This is a genomic window from Mycobacterium sp. 852002-50816_SCH5313054-b (genome assembly GCF_001667185.1).
GTDB lineage: Bacteria > Actinomycetota > Actinomycetes > Mycobacteriales > Mycobacteriaceae > Mycobacterium.
Map to the genome: position 1 here is coordinate 16,429 of NZ_LZIC01000023.1, position 16,267 is coordinate 32,695.

A 16,267-nucleotide genomic window follows, 5' to 3' on the forward strand; every position below is an offset into this window, starting at 1 on the left:
CATGGTTACTCGAGTGCTGGTCGCCAACCGCGGCGAGATCGCCCGACGGGTGTTCGCCACCTGCCGCCGGCTGGGCCTGGGCACCGTCGCCGTCTACACCGACCCCGACGCCGCCGCGCCGCACGTGGCCGAGGCCGACGCGCGGGTCCGGCTGGAAAAGACCAACGACTATCTGAACGCCGAGGCGATCATCGCCGCCGCCCGCGCCGCGGGTGCCGACGCGGTGCATCCCGGCTACGGGTTCCTTTCCGAGAACGCCGATTTCGCGGCCGCCGTGCAGCAGGCGGGGCTGACCTGGGTGGGGCCGCCGGTGGATGCGGTGCGAGCGATGGGCTCCAAGATCGAGTCCAAGAAGCTGATGGCCGCCGCCGGGGTCCCGGTGCTCGACGAACTCGATCCCGACGCGGTCACCGAGGCGCAGCTGCCCGTACTGGTCAAGGCCTCGGCCGGTGGCGGCGGCCGCGGGATGCGGGTGGTCCGCGACTTGTCTTCTCTCGCTGGTGAAGTCGAGGCGGCTCGGCGTGAGGCGCAGTCGGCGTTCGGTGACCCGACCGTCTTCTGCGAGCGTTACCTGCCCACCGGGCACCACATCGAGGTCCAGGTCATGGCCGACACCCACGGCACCGTCTGGGCCGTCGGGGAGCGGGAATGCTCGATTCAGCGCCGCCACCAAAAGATCATCGAGGAGGCCCCCTCGCCGCTGGTCGAGCGCATCCCCGGAATGCGGGCCAAGCTGTTCGACGCGGCCCGGCTGGCCGCCGGCGCGATCGGCTACACGGGCGCCGGCACGGTGGAGTTCCTCGCCGACGATGACGGCGAGTTCTACTTCCTGGAGATGAACACCCGCCTGCAGGTCGAGCACCCGGTGACCGAAGAGACCACCGGGCTCGACCTGGTCGAGCTGCAGCTCACGATCGCCGACGGTGGCCGGCTCGATGCCGAACCCCCTGCCGCCCAGGGGCATTCCATCGAGGCCCGGCTCTACGCCGAGGACCCGGCCCGCGGCTGGCAGCCCCAGGCCGGCGCGATGCACGCGGTCGACGTGCCGGCGGTTCGGACCGAGTTCGGCTCGCTGGGGCACCGGACCGGCATCCGGCTGGACTCCGGGATCGTCGACGGATTCACGGTGTCGATCCACTACGACCCGATGCTGGCCAAGGTCATCTCCTACGCCCCGACGCGTCGTCAGGCTGCGCTGGTGCTCGCCGACGCCCTGGCCCGCGCCCGCCTGCACGGCGTGCGCACCAACCGTGAGCTGCTGGTCAACGTGCTGCGGCACCCGGCATTTCTCGACGGTGACACCGACACGGCGTTTTTCGACACGCACGGCCTGGACAAATTGTCGGCGCCCCTGGCCGACTCAGCGGTCGTCCGGTTGTCCGCGATCGCCGCCGCGCTGGCCGACGCCGCCCGCAATCGCGTCGTCGCCCCCGTGCTCGGCCCGGTCCCCACCGGCTGGCGAAACCTGGCGTCGGGGTATCAGGTCAAGACCTATCGCGACGACAGCGACACCGAACAACCCGTCCAATACCGGTTCACCAGAACCGGATTGACACTGCCGGACGATGCGACCGTGCGGCTGGTTTCCGCCGCGGCGGATCGGGTCACCCTCGCCGACGACGGGGTGGAACACACCTTCGCGGTCGCCCGGCACGGTGACGACGTCTACGTCGACTCGGCGCGCGGACCCGTTCACCTCGTCACCGTCCCCCGCTTCCCGGAGCCGGGTTCGACCGTCGAAAAGGGTTCCCTGGTGGCGCCCATGCCCGGCAACGTCATCCGCCTCGGCGCCGCGATCGGCGACACCGTCACCGCCGGGCAACCACTGATCTGGCTGGAGGCGATGAAGATGGAACACACCATCACCGCGCCCTCCGACGGCGTGCTCGCCGAGCTCAACGTCGAGACCGGTCAGCAAGTCGAAGTGGGCGCCGTCCTGGCACGAGTGGAAGCGCCCGAAGCAGAAGGAGATTCACAGTGACCGACAGCAGCTTCATCGAAAACGAGGAGCGCCGGGCGCTGCGCAAGGCGGTGTCCGAGTGGGCGTCCAACTACGGCAGCGAGTACTACCTGGAGAAGGCCCGCGCGCACCAGCACACCACCGAATTGTGGTCCGATGCCGGCAAGCTCGGCTTCCTGGGGGTGAACCTGCCCGAGGAGTACGGCGGCGGCGGTGCCGGCATGTACGAGCTGTCGCTGGTGATGGAGGAGATGGCGGCCGCGGGCAGCGCGCTGCTCCTGATGGTGGTGTCCCCCGCCATCAACGGCACCATCATCAGCAAGTTCGGCACCGAGGAGCAGAAGAAGCGCTGGATCCCCGCCATCGCCGACGGCTCGCTGACGATGGCGTTCGCCATCACCGAACCCGACGCCGGCTCCAACTCGCACAAGATCACCACGACCGCCCGCCGCGACGGCAGCGACTGGATCCTCAAGGGGCAGAAGGTTTACATCTCCGGTATCGACCAGGCGCAGGCGGTGCTGGTGGTGGCGCGCACCTATAAGGACACAGGGGCCAAGTCCGCGTCTCTTCGCCCGGCGCTGTTCGTGGTGCCCACCGACGCGCCTGGCTTCACCTACACCCCGATCGAGATGGAACTGATCAGCCCCGAGCGCCAATTCCAGGTCTTCCTCGACGACGTCCGGCTGCCCAGCGATGCGCTGGTGGGGGCCCAGGACGCCGCCATCGCACAGCTTTTCGCCGGCCTGAATCCCGAGCGCATCATGGGGGCGGCCAGCTCGGTGGGCATGGGACGCTTCGCGCTGAACAAGGCCGTCGACTACGTCAAGACCCGCCAGGTCTGGTCCACCCCGATCGGTGCGCACCAGGGCCTGTCACATCCGTTGGCGCAGTGCCACATTGAGGTCGAGCTCGCCAAGCTGATGATGCAGAAGGCCGCGACGCTCTACGACGCCGGCGACGACGCGGGCGCCGCCGAGGCGGCGAACATGGCCAAGTACGCGGCGGCCGAGGCGGCCACCCGCTCGGTCGACCAGGCCGTGCAGTCGATGGGCGGCAACGGGCTCACCAAGGAGTACGGCGTGGCGGCCATGCTCGCCTCGGCCCGGCTCGGGCGCATCGCCCCGATCAGCCGGGAGATGGTGCTGAACTTCGTGGCGCAGACTTCGCTGGGCCTGCCCCGGTCTTACTGATGGAACATCGTCTCGTCGAATACGCCGGCCCGGCCGACACCGGCGGCCCCGTCGCGCGGCTGACGCTGAACTCGCCGCACAACCGCAACGCCCTTTCCACCGCCCTGGTCAGCCAGCTGCACCGCGGCCTGCGTGACGCCGCGGCCGATCCCGCGGTGCGGGTGGTGGTGCTGGGCCACACGGGCGGCACCTTCTGCGCCGGGGCGGACCTCAGTGAGGCCGGCGGAGGCGATCCGTTCGACGTCGCCGTGGCCCGGGCCCGCGAAATGACCGCGCTGCTGCGCGCCATCGTCTCCGCGCCGCTGCCGGTGATCGTCGCCGTCAACGGGCATGTCCGGGCCGGCGGCTTCGGGTTGGTCGGCGCCTGCGACATCGCTGTTGCCGGCCCGGGCAGCACCTTCGCGCTGACCGAGGCCCGGATCGGCGTCGCGCCGTCGATCATCTCGCTGACGCTGCTGCCGAAGATGTCGGCGCGGGCCGCGGCGCGCTACTACCTCACCGGCGAGACGTTCGGTGCGGCGGAAGCCGCGGAGATCGGACTCATCACGATGGCGGCCGACGACGTCGACGCCGCGGTCGAGAAGTTGGTCGCCGACGTGAGCCGCGGTTCGCCGCAGGGGCTTGCGGCGTCAAAGGCGCTGACCACCGCCGCCGTGCTGGAGGGCTTCGACCGCGACGCCGAACGGCTCACCGAGGAGTCGGCCCGGCTGTTCGTGTCCGACGAGGCCCGCGAAGGCATGCTGGCGTTTTTGCAGAAGCGCCCGCCTAGTTGGGCAAACGTCTAACGGGCCGCGCGACCTGCGCAAAAAGCCCCGCGGCGGGGGCTCGACCTGGGGAGAACGTTGCAGTTTAGCCAACCCACTTGCAGCAAAACTTCTACGTCGTACGCTCGTGGATGATGAGCAACCCGGCGCAGCGCGATACCCGCGGTACCCAGGACACGCGTGACGAATCGTCGCGCGCGGCCGATACGGATCGCATCCAGGTCGCGCAGTTGCTGGCGTATGCGGCCGAGCAGGGCCGGCTGCAGCTGAAGGATTACGAGGACCGCTTGACGCGGGCGTACGCCGCGACCACCTACGAGGAGCTCGACGAGCTACGGGCCGACCTGCCCGGCGCGATGCTGAGCCCGCGCAGGGGCGGCAAACCCAACCCGGCGCCGTCGATGTTGCTGCTGGCGCTGATGAGCAATTTCGAGCGGCGCGGCCGGTGGAACGTCCCGAAGAAGCTCACCACTTTCACCTTCTGGGGAACCGGGGTGGTGGACCTGCGTTACGCCGACTTTACCTCCACCGAGGTCGACATCCACGCGATCTCGATCATGGGCGCGCAGAACATCCTGCTACCGCCCGAAGTCAACGTCGAGATCCACGGGCACGGCGTGATGGGCGGCTTCGACCACAGCGTGCTCGGCCAGGGCACCCCCGGCGCGCCGAAGGTCAACATTTACGGCTTCTCGCTGTGGGGCGGTGTGGGCATCAAGCGCAAGGCCCGCCGCCCCCGCGGATAATCGTTGCGCCGCTTGCTAACCCGGCACGTAGTCGAACTCGTCGGGGTTGGGGCCCCGCCGGCCCGCTTCGCCCTTGTCCAGCGCCGAGATCGCCGCCATGTCGGACTCGTCCAGTTCGAAGTCGAATAGCTCGAAGTTGGCCTGAATCCGTTCCGGCGTCACCGATTTGGGGAAGACGACGTCGCCGCGCTGGATGTGCCAGCGCAACACCACCTGCGCCGGCGACTTACCGCGGGCGTCGGCGATGCGGTTGATTTCGGGATCGCCGAGCACCTTGCCCTGGGCGATCGGCGACCACGCCTCGGTGACGATGCCGTGATCGCGGCCATAGGAGCGAACCTGCTCATTGCCGAAGTACGGGTGCACCTCGATCTGGTTGACCGACGGGACCGTCTCGGTTTCCGCGGCGAGCCGTCCCAGGTGCGCGGTCTGGAAGTTCGAAACCCCGATGCTGCGGGCGCGACCGTCCTTGGCGAACTCTTCGAGGACTTTCCAGGTGGCGACGAAGTCGCCGCCATAGAGCGTGGGCAGTGGCCAGTGAATGAGGAACAGGTCGACGTAATCGGACTTCAGGGCCTCGAGGGTCTTGTCGAAAGCGCGCCGCGCATCGTCGGGCTTGTGAAAGCCGTTGTTCAGCTTGCTGGTAACGAACACCTCGGCGCGGTCGAGCCCGGCGTCACGGATGCCCTGGGCGACTTCCTTCTCGTTCCCATACATCTGCGCGGTGTCGATGTGCCGGTACCCGATGTCCAGGGCGCGCTTGACGGCCGCCGCGGTCTCGTCGGGCTTGATCTGGAACACGCCGAAGCCCAGCTGCGGGATGCTCACACCGTCGTTGAGTTCGATCGTTGGAACCTTGCTCATGCATCTCCTCCTTCTCGCCCGACAACCCGGTCGGGAAAGCATCTATTCCACTGAGGGATTAGCGGCGGCGCCGAGACCGCAAATAGTCACCCACCACGGCGGCCCCCAGGCCGTCGACGTCGGGGACCACGACGCGCCCCTCCACGCGCCGGGCGACCTGGTCGATAAACCGGGCCAGGCCGGGGTCGTCGCCCAACCGGAAGATCGTCACCTGCGCACCGAGCCTTGCCATCTCGTCGAATCCGCGCACGGTGTGGGCGATGGTCCGCGGGTGCGGCGGGTAATCAAAAAACACAGCAGAACCCGACCCCTCCCCGTCGAAGTCCTCCAGGTGCGCGGTCGGCTCGCCGTCGGTCACCACCAGCACGACGGGCTGCGCGTTCGGGTGCCGGCGCAGGTGGCGCCCCGCGAGCGCCAGCGCGTGATGCAGGTTGGTGCCCTGCTCGTAGACGCCCTCCAGGCCGGTCAGCTCGGCGGCCGTCACGGTGCGGGCATAGCGGCCAAAAGCGATGATCTGCAAGGCATCCGAGCGAAAGCGGGTGCACACCAGGTGGTTGAGCGCGAGCGCCGTCTGCTTCATCGGCAGCCAGCGATTCTCCATCACCATCGAAAACGAGGTGTCCACCAACAACGCCACGGCGGCCTGTGTGCGCGTCTCGGTCTCGGAGACCTCGACGTCGTCAACGGTGATCCGGATGGGTCCATCGATTGTCGCCGTTCCGGACTGCCGCAGCACCGCGTTGGTCAGCGTGCGGGAGATGTGCCACGGCTCGGTGTCACCGAATTGCCAGGGCCGGGTCGCGCCGGTCAGCTCGCCTGCGGCTCCGGCGCGCCGGTGATCCCGCTCGCCGCGGCGTCCGGAAAGCTGTTGCACCACATCGCGTAACGCCGTCTCGCCGAGCCTGCGCATCGCCTTCGGAGAAAGTCGCCACTGGCCGTCGGAACCGCGGTCCAGGAAACCCTGATTGACCAGTGCCCGTTCCAATTCGGCCAGGGTGCGGGCATCGATGGCCGCCTCGTCGCCGAGTTGGCGTGCCAGCGCGTCGAGATCGACGTCGTCCATGGTTGCGCCGGGATAGCTCTGCGATAGCTGCTCGGCGAGCTGCTCCAACTCGGCGATGTCGGAGATCGCCTGGGTGCCTTCGCCCATCCCGAACGGGTTATCACCGGAGAATTGCTCGGACCCGGTCCAGTCCTCGCCCGGCCGCGCGGCCTGCAGATGCGAATCGAGCCGACCCAACGCCTCCATCAGCGCCGGTGACCCGAATGCCTGCTGCGCCAGGGCATCCAGCTCGGCGCGCTGATCGGGGCTCAGGCTGTTGCGGAAGCGTTGTGCCGCGGCGGCGCGCTTGGCGAGCGAGTCGAGCAGCTCCTCGACGTTGCGCGGGTTCTCCGGGAAGAACTCGCCGTGCTTGCCCATGAATTCTTCGAAGTCCTGCTGCGAGTCCTGGCCGCGGGCGTGCTTGTCCAGCAACTCGTTGAGGTCGTCCAACATCTCGTTGACCCGCTGGCGATCCTCGTCGGTGGCCCCCTCCAGCGCCTGCTTCATCCCGGCGAAGCGTTGATCCAGCATCTCCCGGCCGAGCAAATCTCTGATCTGCTCGTACTTTTGGCGGGCCTCCGAGCTGCGCCAGTCGTAGTCGGACAGCTCCTGCACGGCCTTGGCCGGCGACGCGGGCAGCGCGTCCAGTTGCAACTCGCCGAAGCGGGCGTCGTCGTCCAGCGCGCGGGCCAACTCCTTGCGCTCGGCCAGCACCGCCTCGTCGAGCAGCTTCTTGATCTCCTGCAGGGTGCCGTCCAAGTTGTTGCGGCGCAACAGGTCCCGTCGCCGCTTGTTCGCCTCGGCCGCCAGCCGGTCGGCGCCTGGCATGTTCTTGGTGCCGCGGCGCAGCAACTCGGACAGCGCGCGCCGTGGCGAGGTGCCGGCCATCACGTCCTGGCCGATCTGTTCGAGCGCCTCTCGCAGATCCACCGGCGGCGCCAGCGGGTCGGGCCCGCCGGTGTACGCCGAGTATCGCGACGAATGCCCTCTAGCCATAGACGGTTTGGCCCTCCCCGGACACCTTGTCGATGCGCTTGGCGAGATACAGGGCCTCCAGCGCCAGTTCCAGCGCCGCGGCGCGTTCGCCTTCGGATTCGGCGTGCAGCTTGGCCGCGATCTTGTCGACGACCGACAGGTTCGGCACCGCGGCCAGCACGTCCTTGGCCGACACCCGCTCGCCCGTCGTGACCGCCGAACCGCCCTCGACCGCGGCCACCAAGGCGCCGACGTCGATTCCGCCGAGCGCCCTGGCCGCGGTGTCGGCCGTCGCGCGCCGCAGCAGGTGCTCGAGCACCGCCTGCTCGCGGCCCTCCTCGCCGGACTCGAATTCCAGCTTGCCGCGCAGCACGTCGATCACCGTGTCCAGGTCGACCACCCGGGCCACCGGGTCCGTCTCCCCCAGCACCGCGCCGCGGTGCCGGGCGGCGGCGGCGACGGTCTCGGTCGCCGCGATCGCGAACCGCGCCGACACCCCGGACCGCTGATCAATCGAGTTGGACTCCCGCAGGTAGCGGGCGAACCGCGCGATCACCTGCATGAGGTAGTCGGGCACCTGGGCGCTCAGGTGGGCCTCCTGCACGATCACGCCCACCTCGGCCTCGAGCTCCAGCGGGTAGTGGGTGCGGATCTCGGCGCCGAACCGGTCTTTGAGCGGGGTGATGATGCGGCCGCGGTTGGTGTAGTCCTCGGGGTTGGCGCTGGCGACCACCAACACGTCCAGCGGCAGGCGCAGCGTGTAGCCGCGGACCTGGATGTCGCGCTCCTCCATCACGTTGAGCATCGACACCTGGATGCGCTCGGCGAGGTCGGGTAGCTCGTTGACCGCGACGATGCCGCGGTGGGCGCGGGGAATCAGCCCGTAGGCGATGGTCTCCGGGTCGCCGAGGCTGCGGCCCTCGGCGACCTTGATCGGGTCGATGTCGCCGACCAGGTCGGCGACGCTGGTGTCGGGGGTGGCCAGCTTCTCGGTGTAGCGCTCGCTGCGGTGCTTCCACGCCACGGGCAGGTCGTCGCCCAGCGTGGCGGCGCGGCGGATCGACTCCGGGGTGATCGGGGTGTACGGGTGCTCACCCAGTTCGGCGCCGTCGATCACGGGGGTCCACTCGTCGAGCAGTCCGGTCAGCGCGCGCAGCAGCCGGGTCTTGCCCTGGCCGCGTTCCCCCAGCAAAACAAAGTCGTGGCCCGCGATCAGCGCCCGCTCCAGCTGAGGCAACACGGTGTCCTCGAAACCCAGGATGCCCGGCCAGACGTTGTCGCCCTCGGCCAGCGCGGTCAGCAGGTTTTCCCGGATTTCTTGCTTGACTCCCCGTTCGCGGTGGCCGGCGGCACGCAGTTCGCCGACGGTGCGGGGCAGGTTGCTCGGTGATGGCACCACTCCACGCTACGCGGTGGGCCAACTCCTCACGCGCCAACCGTTCAGTGAGCGAAGTGGCGGGCGCCGGTGAGGTACACGGTGACGCCGGCGGCGGCGGCCGCCGCGGTCACCTCGTCGTCGCGCACCGATCCGCCCGGATGCACCACCGCCCTGACCCCGGCGGCGGTGAGCGTCTCGAGCCCGTCGGGGAACGGGAAGAACGCATCGGAGGCCGCGACCGCTCCGCGGACCCGGTCGCCCCCGCGTTCGACGGCCAGGCGGGCCGCGTCGACCCGGTTGACCTGACCCATGCCGACGCCGACGGTCGCCCCGCCGGAGGCGATCACGATCGCGTTCGACTTGACCGCTCGGCAGGCGCGCCACGCAAACACCAGGTCGGTCAAGGTGTTCGGGTCCGCCGGGGCGCCGGTCGCCAGCGTCCAGTTCGCGGGGTTGTCACCGTGCGCGTCGAGCTGGTCGCGCTGTTGCACCAGCAGCCCGCCGCTGACCGGACGCAGCTCGGTTCCCCCGGCCAGCGGTTCGGAGGCCACCAGCACGCGGATGTTTTTTTTGCGCGTCAACGCGTCGACGGCGCCCGGCGCGTACGCCGGCGCGACGATCACCTCGGTGAAGATGGTGCTCACGTACTCCGCCATCTCGACACTGACTTCGGTGTTGGCCGCGATCACCCCGCCAAAGGCGCTCAGCGGATCGCATTCGTGGGCCTTCCGGTGCGCATCGGCAACCGAGACCGACGAGATCGCGATCCCACAGGGGTTGGCGTGCTTGATGATCGCCACGCAGATCTCTTCGTGGTCGAAGGCGGCCCGCCAGGCCGCGTCCGCGTCGGTGAAGTTGTTGTAGGACATCTCTTTTCCGTGCAGCTGCTCGGCCTGCGCCAGGCCCGGCCACGCGCCGGGGTCGGCGTAGAGCGCGGCCTGCTGGTGCGGGTTCTCGCCGTAGCGCAGCGTCGCCGCGCGCCGCCAGCTGCCCGCCAACCACTGCGGGAAGTTCGTGGGCGGATGTTCGGGCGCCAGCGTCGACTCCATCCAGCCGGCAACCGCGATGTCGTAGTCCGCCGTGTGCTGAAACGCCAACGACGCCAGCCTCTTTCGTTCGGTGAGGGTAAACCCGCCGCTACGCACCGCGGCGAGCACGCCGTCATAGCCGAGCGGGTCGGTGACCACCGCCACGCTGGGGTGATTCTTCGCGGCGGCCCGGACCATCGACGGTCCGCCGATGTCGATCTGCTCGACGCACTCGTCGATGCCCGCGCCGGAGTCGACCGTCTCGCTGAACGGATAGAGGTTGACGACGACGAGTTCGAACGCCGCGATCCCCAGCTGTTCGAGCGCCGCCTCGTGCTCGGGTTTGCGCAAGTCCGCCAGCAGGCCGGCGTGCACCCGGGGGTGGAGCGTCTTGACCCGGCCGTCGAGCACCTCGGGGAAGCCGGTCAAATCCTCGACGCGGGTGACCGGAATCCCTTTGTCGGCAATGGTCTTCGCCGTCGAGCCGGTCGACACGATCTCCACGCCCGCCGCGGCCAGACCCTGGGCGAGATCGATCAGCCCGGACTTGTCGTACACGCTGATCAACGCGCGGCGAATCGCCCTTCTTGACTCGTCGCTCATCCTATGGTCGCCTTTCGTCCGGTCCAGGTCACGCCGCGCGTCGCCATCGCGGCCACCACGTCCACCAACAATCGCCGCTCGACGACCTTGATGCGTTCATGCAGGGTCTCTTCCGTGTCGCCGTCGAGCACCGGGATCGGCTCCTGCGCCAATATCGGCCCGGTGTCCATGCCGGCGTCCACCAGGTGCACCGTACAGCCGGTCACCTTCACACCGTAAGCCAGCGCATCCGGGACGGCATGCGCCCCCGCGAACGCCGGCAGCAACGCCGGATGCGTGTTGAGGGTTCGTCCACAGAATCGTGAAAGGAATTGCGGTCCAAGTATTTTCATAAAGCCCGCGGAGACGATGAGATCGGGCGAGTGTGCGGCGGTGGCTTCGGTGATGGCCGCGTCCCAGGCCGCGCGGTCAGGGTGGTCGCCCAGTCGGACGGTAAACGACGGCAGCGATGCCGCCGCCGCGACCTCGACGGCCCGGCATTCGCGATCCACGCCGACGGCGACTATTCGCGCCGGGTAGTCACCGGCGGCCGCTTCGATCAGGGAGCCCAGCAGCGAACCCGTGCCCGAGGCGAGCACCACCACCCGCGCCGGCGCGCTCGGGGGCACGTGCAGGGGTTGGGGCACACGGCGAGCCTAGTCGGCGGGGCCGCCGCGCCGACCCTGCGGCCAGCGCGACATCGCCCGGCGTGTCCGCGCGCTCAGCGCAGGCTCGATTCGTCGGGCGGCTGGTCGTCGGCGGCCTGCTTCTCGGGAGCCGCATCGTCCTCCTGGGCGGACTCACCCGGGGGTTCATCTTGCGGCTCGTCCGCCGGCTCGTCTTGCGGCTCGTCGAAGACGTCCGCGAAATCTGCCGGCTCGTCGGACCCCGGGGCGGGCGCGGGTCGCCTGGTCCGCCTGAGCCGCACGGGCCGGATCCCGCCGGCCATCACGACCGTGACGCAGCCGACGACCGCGAACCAGAAGAACACGCCGCCCAGCAAGGTCCCCTGATCGACGCCGACATGGCCGAAATTGCCGAGCCGCCCGCTTCCGCCGTAGGCGAGCAACGACATCGCCAACGCACCGACGACGGCGGCGACCAGCAATTTGGCCAACGCCGGGAGCAGCGGCAGCGCGCGCCGGGCACATTGCTGCCCGACCGCCACGCCCGACGACGCGCCGACGATGAGCAGCGCGACCCACACCGGCCCCAGCGGCGGCGTGGGGAGCGCGGCCAGGATCGGCAGTGCTGGGATGTCGCCGCCGAAAACGGTGAAGGAACTGAACGTCGCGAAACCGAGGTGGGCACTGGATCCGACGGCGACCGCCGACGTGCCGACGATGACGTTCGGCGCGTACAGCACGGACAGCACGGTGAGGCTGAACTGGCCGAATATCGAATCGGTGATGCCGTAGAGCTCCTGCATCGTCGACCAGTGCACGATCAGGGATCCCGCGGTCACCAGCCCGGAGAGCCCGAGCAACGCGAGCACACCGGCCACCGCGGCGCGCAGCGAATCACCGAGCCAATTGGGCAGCGGGGATGCCGCCAACGCCCGCCGCCCGACCCGGGACCACACGCCGATCGCGGCACCGATGGCGTGCACCACCAGCACGCTCGCAAACGCGCGCAGGGCGCTGGGCGTCTGCAGCTCCGTGATCACCGACGACGCGTCGTGGATGACCGCCAGCGCGATCGCCGCCAGCAACAAGGGACCGCCCAGCGCCGAGGCGATCACCCAGCGAACCACCAGCCACGACGACTGCGCAGCGGTGGCCCGGGCGCTGCTGCGCGCGGTGCCCCACACCATCAGGAGGGCCGGCAGCAGTGGCAGCACGCCCAGTCCGCGGCCACCAATCGAGATCGGGACCTGGTGCACCGCCAGCCACATGCTGGCGATGGCGCCCAACGCGCCGGTCATGTCGCTGTTGGCGATCAGCAACTGCAGCAAGGTAACCGCGGCGATGATGCCCAATGCCACTACGGCCGGGCCGAACGCCACCCGGACAAGATCGCGCGCCTGGCGAGCGCCAGCTGCCCGGTCGTCCTCGCTTGCTGACACCCTTTTCACTCTTGGCGCACGTGCCCGACTACGCGCGAGGACGCAGGCTTAGGAGGGCGCCGGCCCAGACGGTGATGACGGCGACTGTTGCTGCTCCTGGCCGGAGCCCGGCTGACCGCCGGTGTGGCCCGCGTGGTCGACCGGACCCGAACCGGCCTGGGACTCCGTGCCGCTCGCGGCGGAGGACGGCGGCGGGCCGAAGCTCGGGAAGCCGGTGGGCGGTGTCGACGGCCCGTGCTGCTGCGCGCCCGGCTGCGGCTGGGCGCCGAATCCACCGGTCGACGTCGGGATGGCGGCCTGCGTCGGGGCCTGGCTCTGCGGATAACCGCCGTACTGCGAGCCATACGAGGAAGGCTGCGGCGCGTCCTGCTGGTGGGGCTGGTGCCCGGCGTGCTGCTGGGCACTCGGCTGACCGTAGTAGGACGGCTGCTGGCCGTACTGCCCGTACTGGCCGTATTGCCCGTACTGGCCGTATTGCGCGTACGGGTCGTACTTGGGCCGCGGCGTGGGCGCCGTGATGACTCCGGCGTCCAGCAGCAACGCGCCGACGGCGGCGAAGGCCTGAATGATGCTGCAACCGACCAACGGCCACATCGCCCAACCGATGCCGAATCCGGCGGGCGTGTTGACGGTCTCGGTGATGGCCAGCAGCGCGCCCAAAACGGCGACGACCGCGACGATTCCCACATAACTCTTGGCCTTGGGCAGCAGGCCGATCGCCGCCAGCAGGGCGGCCAGTAGCGCGACGATGACCGCGGTGCCGGCGTCGCCGGCCCGTCCGCCGCCCGGGCCGAGGTCGGCGCCGATGACGAAAGTCGGTCCGAAATTCAGCAGGTAGACCGCGATGCCGAGGACCACGACGGCGACGTTCAAAGCCAGCGGAAGCTTGCTTTCCCCGTCGTCGGTCTTGGCGAAGGACGGCGTGGCGCCTGCATAGGAGCCGCCGGGCTGCGCGGGTTGATAGCCGGGACCACCGGGCGAATAAGTCATGACTCCTCCTGTTGCTTCTTAGCGGCGCCACATTGCAGTGCGACGCTGTGCTTCCAGGCGCGCCGCAGCGGAACACCTTCCCCATGTTGCGTTGCGGCGCGATCGACCAACCACGCTAGCGCACCTTCGGGCGGCCGTGCCGGAGCCACCGGCCTGTCGGCGTGACCAGCGCCGACCCGTGCCGGCGATCATCGGCGAGCCCGCCGTCGGCCCACCCGCTTGCCGAGCACAGGTAGAACACGTTCTAATCCTGAGCATGGATTACGGCCTCGTGCTTTTCACCAGCGACCGCGGCATCTCCCCGGCGACAGCGGCCAAGCTCGCCGACGACCACGGTTTCCAGACGTTCTACGTGCCAGAACACACCCACATCCCGGTCAAGCGTGAGGCCGCCCATCCCACGACCGGCGACGCGTCGCTGCCGGACGACCGGTACATGCGCACGCTGGACCCATGGGTGAGTCTGGGCGCCGCGTGCGCCGTCACGTCGCGGGTGCGCCTCTCGACGGCGGTGGCGCTGCCCGTCGAGCACGACCCGATCACGCTGGCGAAAAGCATTGCGACGCTTGACCACCTGTCGGGGGGCCGGGTGAGCCTCGGGGTCGGCTTCGGGTGGAACACCGACGAGCTGGCCGACCACGGGGTGCCGCCCGGGCGGCGCCGGACCATGTTGCGCGAGTACATCGAGGCGATGCGGGCGCTGTGGACAGAAGACGAAGCCGCCTACGACGGCGAGTTCGTCAAGTTCGGGCCGAGCTGGGCCTGGCCGAAGCCGGTGCAGTCACACATCCCGGTGCTCGTGGGTGCGGCCGGCAACGAGAAGAACTTCAAGTGGATCGCCCGCAGCGCGGACGGCTGGATCACGACGCCGCGCGACTTCGACATCGACGAGCCGGTCAAGTTGCTGCAGGACACCTGGGCGGCCGCCGGCCGCGACGGGTCACCGCAGATCGTCGCGCTGGACTTCAAGCCCATCCCCGAGAAGCTGGCGCGCTGGGCCGAACTGGGCGTGACCGAGGTGCTGTTCGGGCTGCCGGACCGCCCCGAGGATGAGATCGCCGCCTACGTCGAACGGTTGGCCGGCAAGCTCGCCGCTGTCGTCTAGCGCGAGCAGAACCGCTCAGTTGACGAAGCAGCGATTGCCGTAGTCGAACGAGCGCACCCGGACCGTGCGCCCGAGGGGGTCGCCGTCGATCAGCAACGCGATCAGTTCCTCGTCCTCGGTGGTCGACACGAACCGGCTGCCGTCATCGAGCCTGCCGATGATGATGCCGGTGGGGCGTCCGTCGTCGCGCCGGACCGTATACGTCTCGACGGTCCCGCGACCATCGGCGGTCTCGGTCACGGCCTGGGTCGGCCACCCGGCGACCTGGGATTGCAGCTCCGCGTTGCGATCCGGCTTCCATTCCACCGGCGCGGTGGAGTAAACGCCGACCGAGTACTTGCTCAGGATGCCGCCGTTGGCCCCGACGAGGCCGAATTGCCCTGGCATACTTCGCATTTGGGCGATGGTCTCGGCGACCGCGTGCATGGAATAGTTGTTGCCGGCCCCACCGAAGAACGGCAGCCCGCCGGTCAACGTCAGTCCCCGCGGGTCTTCCGGCGCGATCCCCAGGCCGTCGCAAATGTTGAACACCGGCACCGGAAAGCAGCTGTAGAGGTCGAAGGTGGCGACGTCGTCGACTCCGATGCCGGCCATGCCCAGCGCCTCGCGCACCGCCATCACGGCCGACGGCGAGTGCCCGAGATCCGGGCGCTCCAGCAGCGGCTGCTCCTCCAGGTCGACGTGCCCATGGAGGTACACCCAGTTCTCCTCGGGCACCCCTAGCGAACGTGCCGAAGCGACCGACATCAGCAGCGCGGCAGCGCCCTGGTTGACCTGGTCGCGTGCGACCATCAGCCGCGGGTAGGGCTCCGCGATCATTCGGTTGGCCTCGGTCACGGTGATCAGTTCGTCGACGGTGCGCTCGACCGGCGCGGCGGCGAACGGATTGCTGGCGGCGATCTTGGTGAAGGGCGCGAACAGCTCGGCCATCGTCCGCCGATACTCCGCAGGGCCGAGGCCGGTTCCGGCCCGCCGCGCGTTTTCCAGCAGCCCGTATTGGATCGGCGCGCTGGTCATACCGTGGATGACCGTGTAGCGCGAGATGAGCTTCTCGATTCCCGTGCCGCGGTCCTCCAGGTCACCCTCGACGGTCTCCGTGAAGTCCGGCTTGTGTTCGGCGCTCGCGAAGTGGCGCAGCGTCGAGGTCGCGTCGGAGCCGAAGATCAGCGCCGCCTGCGAGCGGCCGGCCGCGATCTCCGCCGCCAGCTCGCTGATCAGATGCTGCGGTCCCTGGCCCCCGACGATCTCGAGGATCGCGCGCGCGGGTTGCGCCCCCACCCGCTCGGCCACGGAGCGCGGGTAGTTGTTCGACCGGCCCAGCACGGCCGAGGCAACGGGACCGGAGATCTCGAACTGTCTGACGCCGGCGACGGTGTCGACGGCCGCGGCCACCGCCGCGACGTCGGCCCCACAGTCGGCCAGGGCGGCCGAGGCGGCGCCAGCGGCCAACTCGACGGGTGACATCGCCCGGTAACCGGGGTCATCGATGCGCTCGGCGGCCTGCCCGACACCGACGACGACGGGCGTGCGCGCGTCAAGATTCATAGCTCTACTATCTACCGCAGCGGAACTGCG

Annotated in this window: 13 protein-coding genes; 5 read left to right on the top strand and 8 right to left on the bottom strand. The window is 69.3% G+C overall.

What is annotated here, in order from left to right; genetic code table 11:
* The first annotated feature begins 1 nt into the window (after position 1).
* The 4 genes from A5787_RS03425 (at position 2) to A5787_RS03440 (ending at position 4,663) form a co-directional block, all read left to right on the top strand.
* A complete protein-coding gene (locus tag A5787_RS03425) occupies positions 2-1,981 on the top strand; it encodes a biotin carboxylase N-terminal domain-containing protein (protein ID WP_066961608.1) in 1,980 nt (659 codons plus the stop codon).
* A complete protein-coding gene (locus tag A5787_RS03430; protein WP_066961610.1) occupies positions 1,978-3,153 on the top strand; it encodes an acyl-CoA dehydrogenase family protein in 1,176 nt (391 codons plus the stop codon). Before A5787_RS03425 ends, A5787_RS03430 begins: the two co-directional genes overlap by 4 nt.
* Entirely contained in the window at positions 3,153-3,938 is a 786-nt protein-coding gene (locus A5787_RS03435) for an enoyl-CoA hydratase family protein (protein ID WP_066961614.1), read from the top strand. The genes A5787_RS03430 and A5787_RS03435 overlap by 1 nt, the downstream gene beginning before the upstream one ends.
* Positions 3,939-4,051: 113 nt before the next feature.
* Positions 4,052-4,663, top strand: a complete 612-nt coding sequence (locus A5787_RS03440; protein WP_197506946.1) for a DUF1707 domain-containing protein — start codon at positions 4,052-4,054, stop codon at positions 4,661-4,663.
* Between the two features lie 15 nt (positions 4,664-4,678).
* Here A5787_RS03440 and A5787_RS03445 read toward each other — a convergent pair whose 3' ends face one another.
* The 7 genes from A5787_RS03445 to A5787_RS03475 form a co-directional block, all read right to left on the bottom strand.
* Positions 4,679-5,527 carry an aldo/keto reductase gene (locus A5787_RS03445; protein ID WP_066961616.1) on the bottom strand — a complete coding sequence of 283 codons (849 nt, stop codon included), beginning with the start codon at positions 5,525-5,527 and terminating at the stop codon, positions 4,679-4,681.
* A gap of 58 nt (positions 5,528-5,585) precedes the next feature.
* Positions 5,586-7,565, bottom strand: coding sequence for a VWA domain-containing protein (locus tag A5787_RS03450; protein WP_066961618.1), 1,980 nt, complete (start codon positions 7,563-7,565; stop codon positions 5,586-5,588).
* Positions 7,558-8,943 (bottom strand): sigma 54-interacting transcriptional regulator, encoded by a 1,386-nt coding sequence (locus A5787_RS03455; protein WP_066961620.1) that lies wholly within the window; start codon positions 8,941-8,943, stop codon positions 7,558-7,560. The genes A5787_RS03450 and A5787_RS03455 overlap by 8 nt, the downstream gene beginning before the upstream one ends.
* A gap of 41 nt (positions 8,944-8,984) precedes the next feature.
* On the bottom strand, positions 8,985-10,553 hold the full coding sequence (gene purH / locus A5787_RS03460; RefSeq protein WP_066961623.1) for a bifunctional phosphoribosylaminoimidazolecarboxamide formyltransferase/IMP cyclohydrolase: 1,569 nt from the start codon (positions 10,551-10,553) through the stop codon (positions 8,985-8,987).
* Complete coding sequence (gene purN / locus A5787_RS03465; protein WP_066961626.1) at positions 10,550-11,179, bottom strand: phosphoribosylglycinamide formyltransferase; 630 nt, start codon at positions 11,177-11,179, stop codon at positions 10,550-10,552. The genes purH and purN overlap by 4 nt, the downstream gene beginning before the upstream one ends.
* Before the next feature lie 74 nt (positions 11,180-11,253).
* Positions 11,254-12,606 (bottom strand): DUF6350 family protein, encoded by a 1,353-nt coding sequence (locus tag A5787_RS03470; RefSeq protein ID WP_082977043.1) that lies wholly within the window; start codon positions 12,604-12,606, stop codon positions 11,254-11,256.
* Positions 12,607-12,645: 39 nt separating this feature from the next.
* Positions 12,646-13,587 carry a DUF5336 domain-containing protein gene (locus A5787_RS03475; RefSeq protein ID WP_066961628.1) on the bottom strand — a complete coding sequence of 314 codons (942 nt, stop codon included), beginning with the start codon at positions 13,585-13,587 and terminating at the stop codon, positions 12,646-12,648.
* Between the two features lie 256 nt (positions 13,588-13,843).
* Between A5787_RS03475 and A5787_RS03480 the strand changes: the two genes are divergently transcribed.
* Complete coding sequence (locus tag A5787_RS03480) at positions 13,844-14,692, top strand: LLM class F420-dependent oxidoreductase (RefSeq protein WP_066961630.1); 849 nt, start codon at positions 13,844-13,846, stop codon at positions 14,690-14,692.
* Between the two features lie 15 nt (positions 14,693-14,707).
* Here A5787_RS03480 and A5787_RS03485 read toward each other — a convergent pair whose 3' ends face one another.
* Positions 14,708-16,237, bottom strand: a complete 1,530-nt coding sequence (locus tag A5787_RS03485; RefSeq protein WP_066961632.1) for an acetyl-CoA acetyltransferase — start codon at positions 16,235-16,237, stop codon at positions 14,708-14,710.
* Between the last annotated feature and the right edge of the window lie 30 nt (positions 16,238-16,267).